This window comes from Cupriavidus sp. SK-3 (assembly GCF_000611145.1).
Taxonomy (GTDB): domain Bacteria; phylum Pseudomonadota; class Gammaproteobacteria; order Burkholderiales; family Burkholderiaceae; genus Cupriavidus.
This window is the reverse complement of record NZ_JFJV02000130.1, coordinates 26,877-42,573: the sequence shown is the minus strand read 5'-3', so window position 1 is coordinate 42,573 and position 15,697 is coordinate 26,877. Positions and strand designations below refer to the sequence as shown.

Genomic DNA, 15,697 nt, shown 5'->3' with positions numbered 1-15,697 from the left:
CGCAACGAGGCGGCCGTCATCGGCGGCGCGGTGACCAGCGTGCTGGGTCAGTCCTATCCCGCGCCCCTGCGGCTGGTGGTGGTGGACGACCATAGCACCGACGGTACCGCGGACATTGCACGCAGCGCCGCGGCTGCGCTGGGCAAGGCGGAATCGCTTGCGGTGATCACGGCGCGCGAGCTGCCACCCGGCTGGAGCGGCAAGGTATGGGCGCAGTCGGAAGGCCTGGAAGCCGCTGACAGGCTGGCCCCCGCGGCCACCTGGGTGTGGCTGACGGATGCCGACATCCATCACGGCAACGGTGCGCTGGCGCAGCAGGTGGCGCGCGCGGAATGCGAGCAGCGGGACCTGGTTTCGTTGATGGTGCGGCTGCGCTGCGCATCCTGGTGGGAGCGCATGATCGTCCCGGCCTTTGTGTTCTTTTTTGCCAAGCTCTACCCGTTTGCGCGCGTCAACAACCCGCGCAGCGGCGTGGCCGCGGCCGCCGGCGGCTGCATGCTGGCGCGGCGCAGCGCGCTGGCCCGCATCGGCGGATTTGCCGCGATCCGCGGCGAACTGATCGACGACTGCAGCCTGGCAGCCTGTATCAAGCAAGGCGGCTCGATCCGTCTGGACCTCGCCGACGACAGCATCTCGGTGCGCCCCTACGATGACTGGCGCAGCCTGTGGGACATGATCGCGCGCAGCGCCTACACCCAGTTGCGCTACTCGCCGCTGTTGCTGGCCGGCGCGGTGGCTGGCATGGTGCTGACCTACCTGGCGCCGCCCCTGCTGGCGCTTGGCGGCGGCTTGCGGCTATGGCCGGCATGGGCGGCCTGGCTGGCCATGACGCTGGCCTACATGCCCATGCTGCGCGAATACCGCCAGCCCCTGTGGCTGGCGCCGCTGCTGCCGCTGACGGCCTTGTTCTACCTTGGCGCCACCATCGATTCCGCGCGCCGCTACTGGCTGCGCAAGGGCGGGCAGTGGAAAGGCCGTGCGCAGGCGCCGCAGCGCGGCTGACGGCAGCGGGCCGGTGACGGCCGGCGCGCCATGCGCCGCCGGCCAGTGTCAGCGCAGGTAGCCGGCGCTGCGGAACCAGTCGAGCGCCTCGCCCAGGCCTTGCTGGTAGGGCCGTGCCTGGTAGCCAAGCACCTGGCGGGCTTTTTCCGAACTGAAGAACATCCGGTATTTCGACATCGACAGGCCGTCGGCCGTCAGGAAGGGCTCTTTGCCCGTCATGCGCGCCACCGCCTCCGCCGCGAAAGCCAGCGGGTAAAGCGGCCAGCGCGGCAGGCTGATGGTGGGCGGGCGCCGCCCGGTCATGGCGGCAATGTCGGCCAGCATCTGCTGCAGGGAGACGTCCTGCCCGCCAAGAATGTACCGCTCGCCGGTCACGCCGCGCTCCAGCGCCAGCATATGCCCGGCCGCCACGTCGTCCACATGCACCAGATTGAGGCCAGTATCGACAAAGGCGGGGATCTTGCCGCTGGCGGCTTCGACAATGATGCGGCCGGTAGGCGTCGGCCGCACGTCGCGCGGGCCGATCGGTGTGGAGGGATTGACGATCACCGCCTCGAGGCCGTCGCGGGCCACCATGCGCTCCACCACGCGCTCGGCCAGTACCTTGCTGCGCTTGTAGGCACCGATCGCCTCATGGTCGCCCATGGCGGCGTCTTCTGCCACCGGCGCCGTGGCGCCCGCTACCCGCAACGTCGCCACGCTGCTTGTATACACCACGCGTTCGACGCCGCAGGCGAGTGCCGCACCCATCACGGTTTCGGTCCCGGCCACATTGGTACGTACGATTTCCTCGGGATCCGGAGCCCACAGGCGGTAATCCGCCGCCACATGAAACAGATAGCGCACGCCTTTCAACGCGCTTTCCATGGCGCGTGCATCGCGCATATCGCCCTCGGCGATCTCAACCGGCAGGTCCTCCAGGTTGCGGCGCGGGCTGCCCGCGCGTACCATCGCGCGCACCCGGAACCCGCGCTCCAGCGCCTGCCGCGCTACCGCCGAACCGAGAAAACCCGATGCGCCCGTTACCAGGACATAGTCTCCTGACGTCATGTTCCCCACAGGAATAACCCTCAAAGTGTTGCAGGCGTTTGCCAGGTGCCAGACAAAGGTTGCGGCACGGGTATATAGTAACCACCGTATGACGGGAAAGTGATTCCGGAATATCAACTAATGCTGAACCCGTTGACTGGGTCGGGGGGCCTATTTTTATGCAGGTGATTCTTGCTCAACCCCGCGGTTTTTGTGCCGGCGTGGTGCGCGCGATCGAGATTGTAGATCGTGCCCTACTCAAGCATGGAGCCCCGGTGTTCGTGCGACACGAAATCGTGCACAACAAGCACGTGGTGGAAGGGCTGAGGCAAAAGGGTGCGCGCTTCGTGGAAGAACTGCATGAAGTGCCGACCGGCGCCGTCACGATTTTCAGCGCGCATGGCGTCTCCAGGGACGTCGAGAGCGATGCGCGGACCCGCCAGCTGCACTCGATCGACGCGACCTGCCCTCTCGTGATCAAGGTACATACGCAGGGCCGGCAATATGCCGCCAGCGGCCGCACGGTGATCCTGATCGGCCATGCCGGCCATCCGGAAGTCGAAGGCACCATGGGACAGATCCCGGGCAAGGTCATCCTGGTGCAAAGCGAGGCGGAGGTCGCGCAACTCGACCTGCCCGCGGATACCCCCGTGGCCTACGTCACGCAGACCACGCTGAGCGTGGACGATACACGTAATATAATTGCCGCCCTGATCCGGCGCTTTCCCAACCTGGTGGGGCCGGATACGCGCGATATCTGCTACGCCACGCAAAACCGGCAGAGCGCAGTCCGCGAGCTGTCCAAGCAGGTGGAGGTGATCCTTGTGATCGGCGCCACCAATAGCTCCAACTCCAACCGCCTGCGCGAGATCGGTACGGAAAGTGGCGTGCCGAGCTATCTGATTGCCGACGGCAGCGAGCTGAACCCCGAATGGGTGCGCGGCGTCGAAGTCGTGGGTATCACGGCAGGTGCGTCCGCGCCCGAGGAAATGGTCAAGGACGTGATCGCCGCGCTGCGCAGGCTCGGACCGGTGGAGGTGTCCACCATGGATGGCCGCGAGGAGCACGCCGAATTCCGCTTGCCCGCCGAGTTGGCCGATCCGTCGCCGCGCAGGCAGGCAGCCGGCACGGCGGCAACCGAGGCCGTGCCGCAGCCGGACCCGCAAACCGCCGCTGGCTGACCCCGGCCGCCCCCAATAACAAGGAAGTACATTTTGGCCATTCCCTTTTTGCAGGTTGCCCGCGTGGGCGCCTATGTCGTCAAGCAGCATCTCTCCGGCAACAAGCGCTATCCGCTGGCACTGATGCTGGAACCGCTGTTCCGCTGCAACCTGGCCTGTAACGGCTGCGGCAAGATCGACTATCCGGACCCCATCCTGAACCAGCGCCTGTCCATCGAGCAGTGCCTGGGCGCGGTCGACGAATGCGGCGCCCCGGTGGTCTCCATCGCCGGCGGCGAACCGCTGCTGCACAAGGACATGCCCACCATCGTCAAGGGCATCATTGCGCGCCGCAAGTTCGTCTACCTGTGCACCAATGCGCTGCTGATGGAAAAGAAGCTGGACCAGTACGAGCCCAGCCCTTACTTCGTCTGGTCGGTGCACCTGGATGGCGACCGCGAGATGCATGACCGTTCGGTGAGCCAGGAAGGCGTGTACGACCGCTGCGTCGAGGCGATTGCCGCGGCCAAGAAGCGCGGCTTCCGCGTCAACATCAACTGCACGCTGTTCAACGATGCCGAGCCGGAAAAAGTGGCCCGCTTCTTCGACTCCGTGAAGGCCATGGGCGTGGACGGCATCACCGTGTCGCCGGGCTACGCCTACGAGCGCGCGCCGGACCAGCAGCACTTCCTGAACCGCGGCAAGACCCGCCAGTTGTTCCGCGACATCCTGTCGCGCGGCCGCGCCGGCAAGAACTGGGCGTTCAGCCAGTCCACGCTGTTCCTGGACTTCCTGGCCGGCAACCAGACCTACAAGTGCACGCCCTGGGGCAATCCGGCGCGCACCGTGTTCGGCTGGCAGCGTCCGTGCTACCTGGTCGGCGAAGGCTATGTCGGCACCTTCAAGGAACTGATGGAAGGCACCGACTGGGACGCCTACGGCGTCGGCAACTACGAGAAGTGCGCCGACTGCATGGTCCACAGCGGCTTTGAAGCCACCGCGGTGGCGGACACCATCGCCCATCCGCTCAAGGCGCTGGGCGTTAGCCTGCGCGGCGTGCGCACCTCGGGCCCGATGGCGCCGGATATCGACCTGACCAAGCAACGCCCTGCCGACTACGTGTTCTCGAAGCACGTCGAGATCAAGCTTGAAGAGATCGGCCGCGCCAAGTCATCCAAGGCAGCCAACGACACCGCCGCCGCACGGAAAGCCGCCACGCGCTGACGCGCAAGCAATCCGGAATGCATAAAGGCTCGCACCCTGGGTACCGCGTGTACCGGGGGCGAGCCTTTTATCGTCCATGCCGGCGGTAACGCCGGGGGCTCAAGCGTCGGCGTTCTGGCGCGCGTTGTGGTTGGCCAGGTACTTGAGCAAGCCGTCGATGCCGTTACGCGCGACGATATCGGCGAACTGCCGGCGGTAGACCTCGATCAGCCAGGCGCCCATCATATTGATGTCGTAGATCTTCCAGCCGTTGCCGACGCGCTGCAGGCGGTAGTCAATCTGCATCTCGTCGCCGTTGTTGAGCACGCGCGTCTCGACCACCACATCGGTGGCGCCGCTGGCGGCCAGCGCGGGCTTGTAGCGGAACTTGACGTTCTGCTCGCGCAGTTGCGACAGCGAAACCGCGTAGCTGCGCACCAGCAGGGTCTGGAATTGCTCGTAAAGCTGTTTTTGCTGCTCGGGCGTGGCATTGCGCCACGCGCTGCCGACCGCCAGCCGGGTGGTACGCTCGAAATCGGTGTAGGGCAGGAACTGGCGCTGCACTACTGCGGTAATCTTGCCCAGATCGCCGCTGCGGGTGTCGGGGCTGGACTGGATGGTGCCGATCACGCCTTCGACGGCGGCCCGCACCATGCGGTCCGGCGAAGACCTGTCGACCGTTTGCGCCTGTGCGGCGGAAACCATCGCCACCACGGCGAGCGGGGCCAGAGCCTGGAAAGCAATACCGTATTTCTTCATGCGAATTTGGACCTGAATATGCCAGTCGGTTCGCCGCCGGAAATGCCCGGCAGACTTGCCAAGGGAAACATGCCGCGCCGCGGGCTGCGAGACCGCGGCACGGCGCTCGCGCGTGTGCCGGGGCAGTATAACGTACCGAAACCGGCGCTCGCCGCGCCGGCGGCAACCGCGCATTGCATGACGGCGCGGCCAAAGCGCCAGCGCTATGCCGCGTCCTGCCGTTATACTCGCGGCTGCCGCTTTGCGCGCTGCGCTGCGCTTTTTTTCGCGCCTCGTTGCGCGCCACACAGTTACTGCCCCCCTTATCGCCCATGTTGACGTCGTTGGTCATCCGCATCGTCCAGTTTTCTACCCGCCGCGCGTGGCCCGTGATCGCGCTGACGCTGCTGCTGACCGCCGCCAGCGGCGTCTATGTGGCCGGCCATTTCGCCATCAACACCGATATCAGCCGCCTGCTCCAGTCGGACCAGCCCTGGGCGCGCCGCGATGCCGCAGTGAGCGCCGCTTTTCCCCAGCGCGACCAGATGATCCTGGCCGTGGTGCAGGCGCCGGCCGCGGAACTGGCGGACGCCGCCGCCGACGAGCTGGCCAAGGCGCTGCGCCAGCAGGGCGAGCGCTTTCGCGCCGTCAGCCAGCCGGGCGGCGGGGAATTCTTCGAGCGTAACGGACTGCTCTTCGTCGAAACGGAAAAGCTGCGCGATACCACCACGCAACTGACCCAGGCACGTCCCCTGCTCAACGCCCTTGCGCATGACCCGACCCTGCGCGGCCTGTCCGATACGCTATCGACTACGCTGTCGTTGCCGCTGCAACTCGGGCAGGTCAAGCTGGGCGACATGGCCAAGCTGCTCGGCAGCAGCGCGCGCACGGTGGACCAGGTGCTGGCAGGCAAGCCCGGCGCGCTGTCCTGGACCGGATTGGTCGACAGCAGCCTGCAACCTGCGCCCGGCGGCGTCGCCACGGCGTTCGTCGCGCTCAGCCCCGTGCTCGACTACGCCGGCCTGCAAGCCGGCGCGGATGCCGCCGGCGCTGTTCGCGCCACGGCGGCCAAGCTCGGGCTGGCCCAGCGGTACGGCGCCACGGTGCGCCTGACCGGCTCGCAAGCGCTGGCGGATGACGAATTCGCCTCGGTCAAGGAAGGGGCCGCTTTCAATGGCGTGCTGACGTTGCTGGTGGTGATCCTGATCCTGTGGCTGGCATTGCGTTCCAAGCGGCTGATCCTGGCGGTGCTGGCCAGCATGCTGGTGGGCCTGGTCATCACCGCCGCGCTCGGGCTGGCCATGGTTGGCGCGCTCAATATGATCTCCGTGGCCTTCGCCGTGCTGTTTGTCGGGCTTGGCGTGGATTTCGGCATTCAGTTCGGCGTGCGCTACCGCGCCGAGCGCCATGTGCATCCCGAAATCCCGGTAGCCCTGGCGAGTGCCGCCAAGGCGGTCGGCGTGCCGCTGGCGCTGGCCGCCGCCGCTACCGCGGCTGCCTTCTTCTGCTTCCTGCCCACCGACTACCGCGGCGTGGCCGAGCTGGGCCAGATCGCAGGGGTTGGCATGCTGATCGCGTTCACCACCACCATCACGCTGCTGCCGGCGCTGATCACGGTATTCCGCCCGAAGGACGAAGCGGGACGGACCGAAGTGCCTGGCTTCAAGTGGCTGGCACCGGCCGATGTGTTCTTCGAGCGTTATCGCAAGCAAGTGCTGCTGGTCACCTGCGGCCTGATCCTGGCCGGCTCGCCCCTGCTGTTGCACCTGCGGTTCGACTTCGATCCGCTGCACCTCAAGGATCCGCACTCGGAATCGATGGCAACCCTGCTCTCGCTCAAGGATGCGCCCCAGGCCGGCACCGACAACGTCAACGTGCTGGCGCCCTCTCTGGCCGCGGCCGGCGCCGCCGCCAACCGCCTGGCAGCGTTGCCCGAGGTGTCGCGCGTCGTCACGCTGCAGACCTTCATACCCGACGACCAGCCAGCGCGGCTGGCCTTGATCGCCAAAGCATCGGCGAGCCTGATGCCGGTGCTGACGCAGACCGTGGCCACGCCTGCGGACGATGCGCGACTCGTCAATTCGCTCAAGAACGCGGCGCGCCAGCTCACCCTCGCGGCGGAGGATCATCCCGGCCCGGGCGCCACCGAAGCCGCCCACCTGGCTACGGGGCTGCGCAAGCTTGCCGGCGCGGACGCCGCCACCCGCGCGCGCGCCGAACAGGCCATCGCCCTGCCGCTGCGCCTCGCGCTGGCGCGCCTGCAGCGGATGCTGTCGCCGCAGCCGATCAGCCGGGAGACCTTGCCGCCCGCCCTGGTACGCGACTGGGTCGCCCCCGACGGACAGGCCCTGGTCAGCGTGAGCCCGAAGCTCCCCCCGGCGGCCAAGCCGGGCGATGCATCCAGCAGCAACAGCGATGCGCGCGACGCCGCGCTGACGCGCTTTATCGATGCCGTGCAGCGCGTCGAGCCCGCCGCGGTAGGTGGCCCGATCTCGATCCGGGGCTCCGCCGACACCATCATGACCGCCTTTGCCCAGGCCGGCATCTGGGCCGTGCTGTCGATCACGCTGCTGCTTTGGATCACGCTGCGCCGCGTGGGCGATGTGCTGCGCACGCTGGTGCCGCTGCTGGTGTCCGCGCTGGTCACGCTGGAACTGTGCGTGGTGTTCGGCATCCCGCTCAATTTCGCCAACGTGATTGCCCTGCCCCTGCTGTTTGGCATCGGCGTGGCCTTCAAGATCTACTACGTGCTCGCCTGGCGTGAGGGCAAGACACACTTGCTGCAGTCCCCGCTCACCCACGCCGTGCTCTTCAGCGCCGCCACCACGGCCGCCGCCTTCGGCAGCCTGTGGTTGTCCCAGCATCCAGGCACGGCCAGCATGGGCAAGCTGCTGGCGCTGGCGCTGGCATGCACGCTGGTCGGCGCCGTATTTTTCCAGCCGATCCTGATGGGACGTCCGCGCGAGCGGTCCGCGCCCGCTACCGGACCGGCCCATTGAAACGCCATCTCAACATGATGAACCGCCCCGCCCCTCGCTTCTCGCGCCTACTGTCGGCGCTTTCCCTGTCGCTACTGGCCACGGCATGCGCCACCGGCCCGCAAGCCAACCCGGACGACCCGCTGGAGCCGCTCAACCGCGCAGTCTTCAAGGTCAACGACAAGGCTGACGAGTACGTAGCAACGCCGCTGGCCAAGGGCTACCGCGCCGTCACGCCACAGCCGGTGCGCACTGCTGTCACCAATTTCTACTCGAACCTGGCCGACGTCGGCAACACGGTCAACAACCTGCTGCAAGGCAAGGGCGTGGACGCGGCGGAAAGCTTCATGCGGGTCGCCATGAATTCGGTACTCGGGGTCGGCGGCCTGATCGATATCGCTACGCCAGCCGGCCTGAGCAAGCACTCCACCGACTTCGGGCTGACGATGGGCGTGTGGGGCGTGCCCGCCGGCCCTTACCTGGTGCTGCCGCTGTTCGGTCCCAGTTCGATCCGCGACGGGGCGGGCCTGTATGTGAACTTCCAGCTGTCGCCTACCACGTGGGTCGAAAAGGACGTGCAGTGGGCGCTGTGGGGCGTGGGTTTCCTCGATGCACGTACCAATGCACTGGCCGCGACCGATCTGTTGTCGCTGGCGGCACTGGATAAATACAGTTTCGTGCGGGATGGGTACCGGCAACGCCGGCAGTACCTGATCGAGGGTGGTGGCGGGAAGCTGCCGGATTACGAGGATACGGATGCGCCCGCCGAAGGAGCGGCGCCCGCGCCGGCCGGCGGGGAAGAGAAAAAGCCTGAAGCGGAAGGGACGAAGCCTTAAGCTTTTGCTGCCCGGTCTTTGATCCGGCCGCCCGGGTCAAAGACCGGGCGGCGGCTCACCCTAAACCAAACCCCGCCCCCACCCGGCCCCGCGCCACCTCCAGCGCCAGCCTCGCCAGCCTGGCATCCCGGCCCAGCCGGACCAGGTCCGGCACCTGCCCCGGCCCCGCCAGCAGCGCCTTGAGCAACGCCAGGATATCGGTGCCGCCATCGGGCCCCATCCCGGCCACCGCGGCGGGCGGCACATCCCGTTGCGCTGGATCGATCACGACCCGGCAGGCGGCAAACGGCACCCCGAATTCCTGGGCGATCCGGGCCGCGATATGAGACTCCATATCGACCGCCAGCGCCCCCGTGGCAGCGTGCAATGCCGTCTTGGCAGCCACCGAGGTCACCGCCTGGTCTGAGCCCGCCAGCGTCCCGGCAACGGCTTGCGGCAAGGCAAGGGACAGTGCGCGAGACCAGCTTGCATCGACCGGCCGCGACGTGTCGCCGTCGTGTACTGCGGTGGCGACAATCACCTTGCCAGGCGCAAGCGCGGGATCTAGCCCGCCTGCCACGCCAAAGCTGATCACGCCCGCGCAGGGATGCGCCAGGTGTTGCCGCAGGCCTTGCGCCAAGGCTTCGGCGCGCAGGCCGTGCAGGGTTTCAATGCCGGGGCCCGCGGCAATGCGGGCCTCGAAGCGCATGCCGGTCACCACCNCCCCCCCCGGGGGGGGCCGGGCGGCCTGCCGTTGCGGCAGGCGCGCGGACAAACCGGGCGAAGCTGGCGCGCTCACATCCCCCACGCCACTGCCCGCGTGCCGTCGCGGCGCAGGTTGCGGTAGCGCGCCACGGCCCAGAGCGGGAAGAAGCGGGCATAACCGTGGTAGCGCAGGTAGAACACGCGCGGGAAGCCCACCGCGGTGAAGCGTGCTTCGTTCCAAAGGCCATCGGCCTGCTGCGTGCGCACCAGGTAATCGATCCCCCGCGCCACGGCGGGATGATCGACCTCGCCCGCCGCCATCAGGCCCAGCAGGGCCCATGCGGTTTGCGAAGCGACGCTGGGCGCGGGCTCGTAGCCCTGGTAGTCGAGGCGGTAGCTGCTGCCATCCTCGCCCCAGCCGCCGTCGGCGTTCTGGATCGACACCAGCCACGCGGCCGCGCGGCGCATCTCCGGGGCCGCCGGTGGCAGGCCGGCAGCGTTCAGCGCGCACAGCGCGCTCCAGGTGCCGTAGATGTAGTTCATGCCCCAGCGGCCGTACCAGCTGCCGTCGGCCATCTGCTCGTCGAGCAGGTAGCGCAGCGCGCGCTTGAACGCCGGACTGCTGGCCGAGTTTTCACCCAGTTGCCCGAGCATCGACAGGCAGCGCGCCGAGACGTCGGCGGTGGGCGGATCGAGCAAGGCGCCGTGGTCGGCGAACGGAATATTGTTCAGGAATTCATGCGTGTTCTCGGGCTCGAAAGCGCCCCAGCCGCCGTTGCCGCTCTGCATGCCGGCCACCCACTCGCGCGCGCGGCTGACCGCTTCGTCATAGCGCGCGCGATGGCTCGCCGGGGCGACGGCCGGCGCCGCAGCGCCGGAACGCGCCGCGCGGTCCATGGCCATGGCCACCACGGCGGTATCGTCCACGTCCGGGTAGTGCGGATTGGCGTACTGGAAGGCCCAGCCGCCGGGACGCACGTCGGGACGCCGCACGATCCAGTCGCCGCGCACGTCCAGCTCCTGCAGGGGGCGCAGCCATTGCAGGCCGCGCTCGGCCGCCGCCTCGGCGCGCGGGCCGCCGACCTCCAGCAAGGCGTGGCTGGCCAGCGAGGTATCCCACACCGGCGACAGGCACGGCTGGCAATAGGCTTCATCGCCATGCACGACCAGCAGTTTTTCGATGGAAGCGCGCGCCACCGCCACGTCCGGATCGGTACGCGGTACGCCCAGCACGTCGAACATCATGACCGCGTTCGCCATGGCCGGGAAGATGGCGCCCAGGCCGTCCTCGCCGTTCAGGCGTTCGCGCACGAACTTCTCGGCACGGGCAATGGCACGCTTGCGCAGGCTGCGGGGGAACAACGGCTCCGCCACGCGCAGGCCTGCATCGAGCGCGCTGAACACGGTGAACCAGACCCGGTTCTGATGCGGCGCCCTCGGAGCCAGGCGGGCCGCCTGGCAAGGACGGATAAACAATTCGTCGATGCCCACGCCACGTGGGTTCCTGGCCTGGGGACGCAGGCTGTTGAGCACCAGCAGCGGCACGATCACCGTGCGGGCCCAGTACGCGACCTTGGACAAATGGAACGGAAACCAGAGCGGGAGCAGCATGATCTCGACCGGCATCATCGGCACCGCTTGCCACGGCATCACGCCGTACAGCGCCAGCAGCGTGCGGGTGAAGACATTGCTGGCCTCGGCGCCGCCCTGGGCGTGGATGGACGCGCGGGCGCGGCGCATATGCTCGGATTCGGTATCGTCGCCAATCATCTTGAGGGCGAAATACGCCTTCACGCTGGCGCTGATGTCCGAGCGGCCCTGGTGGAACAGCGGCCAGCCGCCATCGGCATTCTGGATGCGGCGCAGGTAGCGCGCGATACGCGCTTCCAGCACGGTATCCGGGGTCTCGCCCAGGTAGTGCACCAGCAGTACGTATTCCGCCGGGATCGTGGCGTCGGCCTCCAGCTCGAATACCCAGTGGCCGTCCGGCCGCTGGGTCGCCAGCAAAGCGTCAAGCGCACGGTCGAGCGTGCCTTGCAGCTCGTTATGCTCCGGCGCACCCTGCACGGCCGTGGCCGGCTTGGGGGTTGGTGCTACTTGGCTCATCGGTCTCGATGTCCTCTTTTTCAACAACGCAATCAGCAATACCTCGCGGGATCGCCTCAGATGAGGCCATGCCGGAGCAGAATCCAGAACAGCCGCGCCCGCGGCACGCGAACGCGCGCGCGCGGATTGGCCCAGCCGCGGGCCAGCAAACGCTGCAGGACTACGTGGTAGACCTCGCCCATGATGCGCGGCGAGCGCACAATCCGGCGAGGACAACCCGCCATGATAGCGAAAGCCTGCACATAGTACGCCTGAGCCTGCTGCGCCACTTCCGCGCAGGCACGGCCGATGGCGGGATGGCCGACGATAGCTTGCGGCGCGCCGAGCGGCACGCCGGCGGCCGCCAGCGCTTCGGCCGGCAGGTAGACGCGGCCGAGCCCGGCGTCTTCGTCGATATCGCGCAGGATATTGGTGAGCTGCAGCGCGCGGCCGAGGTGATGCGCCAGCGCCACGCCGGTGTCGTGCTCCATGCCGAACACGCGCACTGCGAGCCGCCCTACCGCGCTCGCCACGCGGTCGCAGTACAGGTCAAGGGTAGCGTTGTCCGGTGCGCGGATATCGGCCAGGACGTCCATCGCCATGCCATCGACGACGGCAAGGAAGTCTTCCTGCAGCAAGCCGAAGCGCTGGATCTGCGTGGCCAGGCCACGCAGCGCGGCCGGCGGCGCACCGGCATAGCACGCGGCGAGATCCGCGCGCCAGGCATCCAGGCCGGCGAGGCGCGCGGCGCGCGGGCCGTCGCCATCGGCGATATCGTCCACGGCGCGGCAAAAGCCATAGATCTCGAACATCGCCTCGCGTTGCGCGGGAGGCAGGATCTTGAGGGCGGTATGGAATGAGCTGCCGGACGAGACGGCATTGCCCGCTGGCGGGACGGTTTGCACTGCGATTTCTGTTCCGGCCACGTAACTCCTCGTCACGCGTTGAACCGCCGTGCTGCTGTGCTGCATCGCCCTGGCTAGTCGCCGCGGCCAGGCACGCAGCACAAGGCGGCATGTGTTTGGGGTAATGGGCGATTATACCAAGTCCCGCCATGGGCGCGGCCGGCAGCCGAAGGCGGGTGTTGGCGGGGGGCGCGAGCCGGAGCCGTGCGACCAGAGCAGCAGCGGAACTGCGCGGGCGGCGCGCTTATCGGATGCGCCGCCCGGCGAGGCGAAGCTCCATCACAAAAATACCCCGCTCCGGGTCATAGCGGGCAATTTCCGTGCAATTGGCAGCATTTTTCTGATTTTTATCGAATTCACCCGCTCCCACCCCAGGCTGCGGCGCGGGCTGCACCTGCGACGCCGGATCGCGCCCCGCCTCGGCGGCGGCCTGCATGCGGCGCAGGTCGGCAAGCACAAGCGGCGAGATACGATCGAGCAGACGGCTGGACCTTAGCTTGTTCATGGCGGCCTTCCCCGGATGGATGTCGCCACTGTAGGCCGGCGTCCCGGCCGTTGAATGTGCCCTGAGACACGCTCCGGAGCGGATTTCGCGCGATGGCACGCTCCGCGTTTGCGCAAGCCGCGCGAGAGCATGGACGCCGGCGCCAATGCCGCGGTGCTGCCGGCGCTCAGCGTGGCCAGCCTGCTCGGCTTTGGCCCGATGGTGGCGGCCCTGCCTTTGAACTGGTGCGCGAGCGGGTTCTGTCGATCGAGGGTGGTCCACTGGCGTCGCTGGCGGTGGCCACCCATGTGCTCGCCGCGCTGACCGGCTCGGCGTCCGGCGGACTGACCATCGCGCTGCAGGCGCTGGGCGGCACTTACCTGCGACTGTCGGCAGCGATCGGCAGTGCCTTCGGCTCGTTCCGGGGGGTATCCGCGCCGGGCGCCGTTCAGGTTGCGGCCGCCCGCGCATAGCGCTGGCGCGGCACGGGCAGCAGCTTCAGCTGCTCGCGGCGAATCCTGATGGCTTCCTCGTCGCCGCGCTTGATTGCGGCGCGCAGGTTCAGCACTGCCTTGCGGTATTTCTTCTTTTTTCTGACGCTGGTGGTAATGGCCATGACGATCCGTGTCCTTGCTCCAGGAGACTTCACAAGCGCGCCTGCCCATTGCCGGGCAGGCTGCGCCGCTAAGGGCCGGTGCCTTGCGCGTCCGGCCGAAACGCCAGTGAAAGCCGATTCATCGCTGTCGTCAAGACGCGGTGCCGCGTAATCGTGCCGCCGGCATGGCAATGCGCAAAGATCTGAATGCCGCAATCGAAAACGTTCAGATCGCATGGTATCGCCATGCCGGTCAGGCGGCTTGCGGCCTTACGTGCTTACGCGCCGGACGCGACCGTCACGAACACCGGGTTCGAATAGAACCACAGGTCGTTGTAGTTGCGCGCGTTGATGGCATCGAAGCGTGCCGCATTCTCGGCCAGGTCGTCTTGGTGTCGGGCAGCGGGTTGCCGTTCGCGGCTTCTCCCGGCACGTTCAGCCCGAGATTGGTGCCCCGCAGGCGGAAGTACCGGCTCTTGGCCGCGGTGAACGTGTAGGTCGCCGTGTTGTAGCCATCCTTGTCCAGCTTCCAGTCGGTCTTGTTGAAGGCCGAACAGAAGCCTGCCAGCAATTCGGAGGACTATCCGCACGCGGCGCAAACCGTGGCGCACTGGCGCTTCTTCGGGAGCGCCGCGGGCAGCGCGGTGCCGGTGGGACAGGTCGTGGCCGACCAGTCCGGCGCCAACCCGCTGAGCCGCGCCGCGCTCAATGTGGACGGCGTGGCTGCCGCCCAGCTGGGCGATGTGGTGTGGTCCGACGACCACCACTACCTGTCGGCCGCGCCGGGCAGCGTGCGCTTCCTGAACACCAACAAGAACGCGCCGCTGCGCATGAGCTATTTCGTCACGGGAAGCACGGCACCCATCAATGCCGCCACCCTGGAAAGCGGCTACACCGTCGAAGCTTTCATCAAGATCGACAAGAACTGGAGCGCCGGCAACAACGCGTGGATGAATATCATGACGCGCGACGGCAAACGCGGGAGCCTGGCCGGCTTTACCGGGGGCGACCCCGAGTCGCCGCCGCTGCTGTTCGCCATCTCCAGCCTGCGCGAAGTGCAATGGGAAGTCGTGCCGGTGCAGAGCGGCAGCCGCGACGGCAAGACCAACTGGTCCGGCGAGATCATTGCCGACAAGTGGCTGCACGTGGCCATCGTCAACGACGATGTCAGCCATGAAACCACTCTCTACGTGGAAGGCGCACCGGTGCTGCGCAATGCCAGCAACGCCCCGGGCCTGGCCGCGCTCGCGGCGGACATGCCCTGGGTAATCGGCGGCGGTTCCTGGGACGGTGCGCGCGCCGACGGTTTCTTTGGCAGCATTGGCGAGATCCGCATCGTGGGCAAGGCCCTGCAACCCGCCGAGTGGCTGACGGCACGCAAGGCCTGAGGCCGGATAGGGGGCGTAGCCGCGGCGTCTCCCGGCGCAGCGCGGCATCGGGGCCGACGGTGGCGGCTTGTGCCCCGATTGCGCCCGGATTGCGTGCAATGGCAATCCGGGCACGCACTATAGTGGAAGCTGGTTTCCACCAAGCCGGGAGGATTGCCGCATGAACGCCAGAATCAATCGCAACACAGTCGTGAAGATCCTGATCGCCACGCTGATACCGGTGGCGGCAGCGCACGCGCAGCTAGGGGACATGCTCAAAGGCGCGACGCAGGGCAGCGAGGGCGCCATCGGCGGACTCGGCAGCCTGGGCGGGATGGGCAGCATGCCTTCGCTACAATCCCTGACGTCCGGCAGCACCGGCAATATCGCCGGCATACTGGAATTCTGCGTCAAGAACAACTATCTCGGCGGCGCCAGCGGCGCCGCTTCCGTCAAGGACAAACTGCTGGGCAAGGTAGAAGGTGGCTCGCCCACCGCCGATAGCGGCTATACCGACGGTGCCAAGGGCATCCTGCACAACAGCGACGGCAAGCAGTTCGACCTGAGCGGCGGCGGCCTCAAGGATCAGGTCACCAGGCAGGTCTGCGACAAGGTCCTCGCCCAGGGCAAG

General features: G+C 67.5%; 13 protein-coding genes and 3 pseudogenes. 8 read left to right on the top strand and 8 right to left on the bottom strand.

The features are described from left to right. A partial coding sequence (locus tag CF70_RS13970; protein ID WP_235185038.1) for a glycosyltransferase occupies nt 1-1,002 on the top strand: 1,002 nt, incomplete at its 5' end. 48 nt (nt 1,003-1,050) lie between these two features. Here the strand turns inward: CF70_RS13970 and hpnA are convergent. Further along, entirely contained in the window at nt 1,051-2,052 is a 1,002-nt protein-coding gene (gene hpnA, locus CF70_RS13965) for a hopanoid-associated sugar epimerase (protein WP_035865354.1), read from the bottom strand. Nucleotides 2,053-2,210: 158 nt separating this feature from the next. Between hpnA and ispH the strand changes: the two genes are divergently transcribed. After that, on the top strand, nt 2,211-3,212 hold the full coding sequence (ispH, locus tag CF70_RS13960; RefSeq protein ID WP_035865353.1) for a 4-hydroxy-3-methylbut-2-enyl diphosphate reductase: 1,002 nt from the start codon (nt 2,211-2,213) through the stop codon (nt 3,210-3,212). A 33-nt stretch (nt 3,213-3,245) separates the two neighbouring features. Continuing rightward, nucleotides 3,246-4,415: an adenosyl-hopene transferase HpnH gene (hpnH, locus tag CF70_RS13955; protein WP_035865351.1), complete on the top strand. Its 1,170-nt coding sequence runs from the start codon at nt 3,246-3,248 to the stop codon at nt 4,413-4,415. Nucleotides 4,416-4,514: 99 nt separating this feature from the next. Here hpnH and CF70_RS13950 read toward each other — a convergent pair whose 3' ends face one another. Further along, on the bottom strand, nt 4,515-5,153 hold the full coding sequence (locus CF70_RS13950) for an MlaC/ttg2D family ABC transporter substrate-binding protein (protein ID WP_035865348.1): 639 nt from the start codon (nt 5,151-5,153) through the stop codon (nt 4,515-4,517). 311 nt (nt 5,154-5,464) lie between these two features. Here CF70_RS13950 and CF70_RS13945 point away from each other — a divergent pair, with 311 nt between their 5' ends. Both CF70_RS13945 and CF70_RS13940 read left to right on the top strand, forming a co-directional pair. Next, nucleotides 5,465-8,131, top strand: a complete 2,667-nt coding sequence (locus CF70_RS13945) for an MMPL family transporter (protein WP_035865346.1) — start codon at nt 5,465-5,467, stop codon at nt 8,129-8,131. Nucleotides 8,132-8,145: 14 nt separating this feature from the next. Next, a complete protein-coding gene (locus tag CF70_RS13940) occupies nt 8,146-8,946 on the top strand; it encodes an MlaA family lipoprotein (RefSeq protein ID WP_051648408.1) in 801 nt (266 codons plus the stop codon). A 55-nt stretch (nt 8,947-9,001) separates the two neighbouring features. On the opposite strand, the gene CF70_RS13935 is transcribed toward CF70_RS13940, so the two are convergent. From CF70_RS13935 to CF70_RS13920, 4 genes are all read right to left on the bottom strand, one after another. After that, a complete protein-coding gene (locus CF70_RS13935) occupies nt 9,002-9,634 on the bottom strand; it encodes a phosphorylase (protein WP_035865417.1) in 633 nt (210 codons plus the stop codon). Between the two features lie 86 nt (nt 9,635-9,720). Next, nucleotides 9,721-11,736 carry a squalene--hopene cyclase gene (gene shc, locus CF70_RS13930; RefSeq protein WP_152561807.1) on the bottom strand — a complete coding sequence of 672 codons (2,016 nt, stop codon included), beginning with the start codon at nt 11,734-11,736 and terminating at the stop codon, nt 9,721-9,723. A gap of 56 nt (nt 11,737-11,792) precedes the next feature. Further along, nucleotides 11,793-12,641: a presqualene diphosphate synthase HpnD gene (hpnD, locus tag CF70_RS13925; protein WP_035865344.1), complete on the bottom strand. Its 849-nt coding sequence runs from the start codon at nt 12,639-12,641 to the stop codon at nt 11,793-11,795. A gap of 223 nt (nt 12,642-12,864) precedes the next feature. After that, nucleotides 12,865-13,125 carry a hypothetical protein gene (locus CF70_RS13920; protein ID WP_035865342.1) on the bottom strand — a complete coding sequence of 87 codons (261 nt, stop codon included), beginning with the start codon at nt 13,123-13,125 and terminating at the stop codon, nt 12,865-12,867. Between the two features lie 105 nt (nt 13,126-13,230). Between CF70_RS13920 and CF70_RS13915 the strand changes: the two are divergent. Continuing rightward, nucleotides 13,231-13,508 (top strand): annotated as a pseudogene (locus CF70_RS13915) (GntP family permease); the annotation flags it as partial. Nucleotides 13,509-13,552: 44 nt separating this feature from the next. On the opposite strand, the gene CF70_RS36940 reads toward CF70_RS13915, so the two are convergent. Both CF70_RS36940 and CF70_RS37770 read right to left on the bottom strand, forming a co-directional pair. Beyond that, on the bottom strand, nt 13,553-13,720 hold the full coding sequence (locus tag CF70_RS36940; RefSeq protein WP_200876747.1) for a hypothetical protein: 168 nt from the start codon (nt 13,718-13,720) through the stop codon (nt 13,553-13,555). Nucleotides 13,721-13,977: 257 nt separating this feature from the next. Beyond that, a pseudogene (locus tag CF70_RS37770) lies at nt 13,978-14,246 on the bottom strand (S-layer protein); the annotation flags it as partial. Between the two features lie 4 nt (nt 14,247-14,250). Here CF70_RS37770 and CF70_RS13910 point away from each other — a divergent pair. Both CF70_RS13910 and CF70_RS13905 read left to right on the top strand, forming a co-directional pair. Further along, a pseudogene (locus CF70_RS13910) lies at nt 14,251-15,087 on the top strand (LamG-like jellyroll fold domain-containing protein); the annotation flags it as partial. A 160-nt stretch (nt 15,088-15,247) separates the two neighbouring features. Further along, a partial coding sequence (locus CF70_RS13905; RefSeq protein ID WP_035865412.1) for a DUF2501 domain-containing protein occupies nt 15,248-15,697 on the top strand: 450 nt, incomplete at its 3' end.

What these genes read in the sequence shown, in the direction of transcription:
- CF70_RS13920 (WP_035865342.1), bottom strand. Translation starts at nt 13,125, where the DNA reads ATGAACAAGCTAAGGTCCAGCCGTCTGCTCGATCGTATCTCGCCGCTT.
- CF70_RS13950 (WP_035865348.1), bottom strand. Translation starts at nt 5,153, where the DNA reads ATGAAGAAATACGGTATTGCTTTCCAGGCTCTGGCCCCGCTCGCCGTG.
- CF70_RS13940 (WP_051648408.1), top strand. Translation starts at nt 8,146, where the DNA reads ATGATGAACCGCCCCGCCCCTCGCTTCTCGCGCCTACTGTCGGCGCTT.
- ispH (WP_035865353.1), top strand. Translation starts at nt 2,211, where the DNA reads ATGCAGGTGATTCTTGCTCAACCCCGCGGTTTTTGTGCCGGCGTGGTG.
- CF70_RS13945 (WP_035865346.1), top strand. Translation starts at nt 5,465, where the DNA reads ATGTTGACGTCGTTGGTCATCCGCATCGTCCAGTTTTCTACCCGCCGC.
- CF70_RS36940 (WP_200876747.1), bottom strand. Translation starts at nt 13,720, where the DNA reads ATGGCCATTACCACCAGCGTCAGAAAAAAGAAGAAATACCGCAAGGCA.
- CF70_RS13935 (WP_035865417.1), bottom strand. Translation starts at nt 9,634, where the DNA reads ATGCGCTTCGAGGCCCGCATTGCCGCGGGCCCCGGCATTGAAACCCTG.
- shc (WP_152561807.1), bottom strand. Translation starts at nt 11,736, where the DNA reads ATGAGCCAAGTAGCACCAACCCCCAAGCCGGCCACGGCCGTGCAGGGT.
- hpnA (WP_035865354.1), bottom strand. Translation starts at nt 2,052, where the DNA reads ATGACGTCAGGAGACTATGTCCTGGTAACGGGCGCATCGGGTTTTCTC.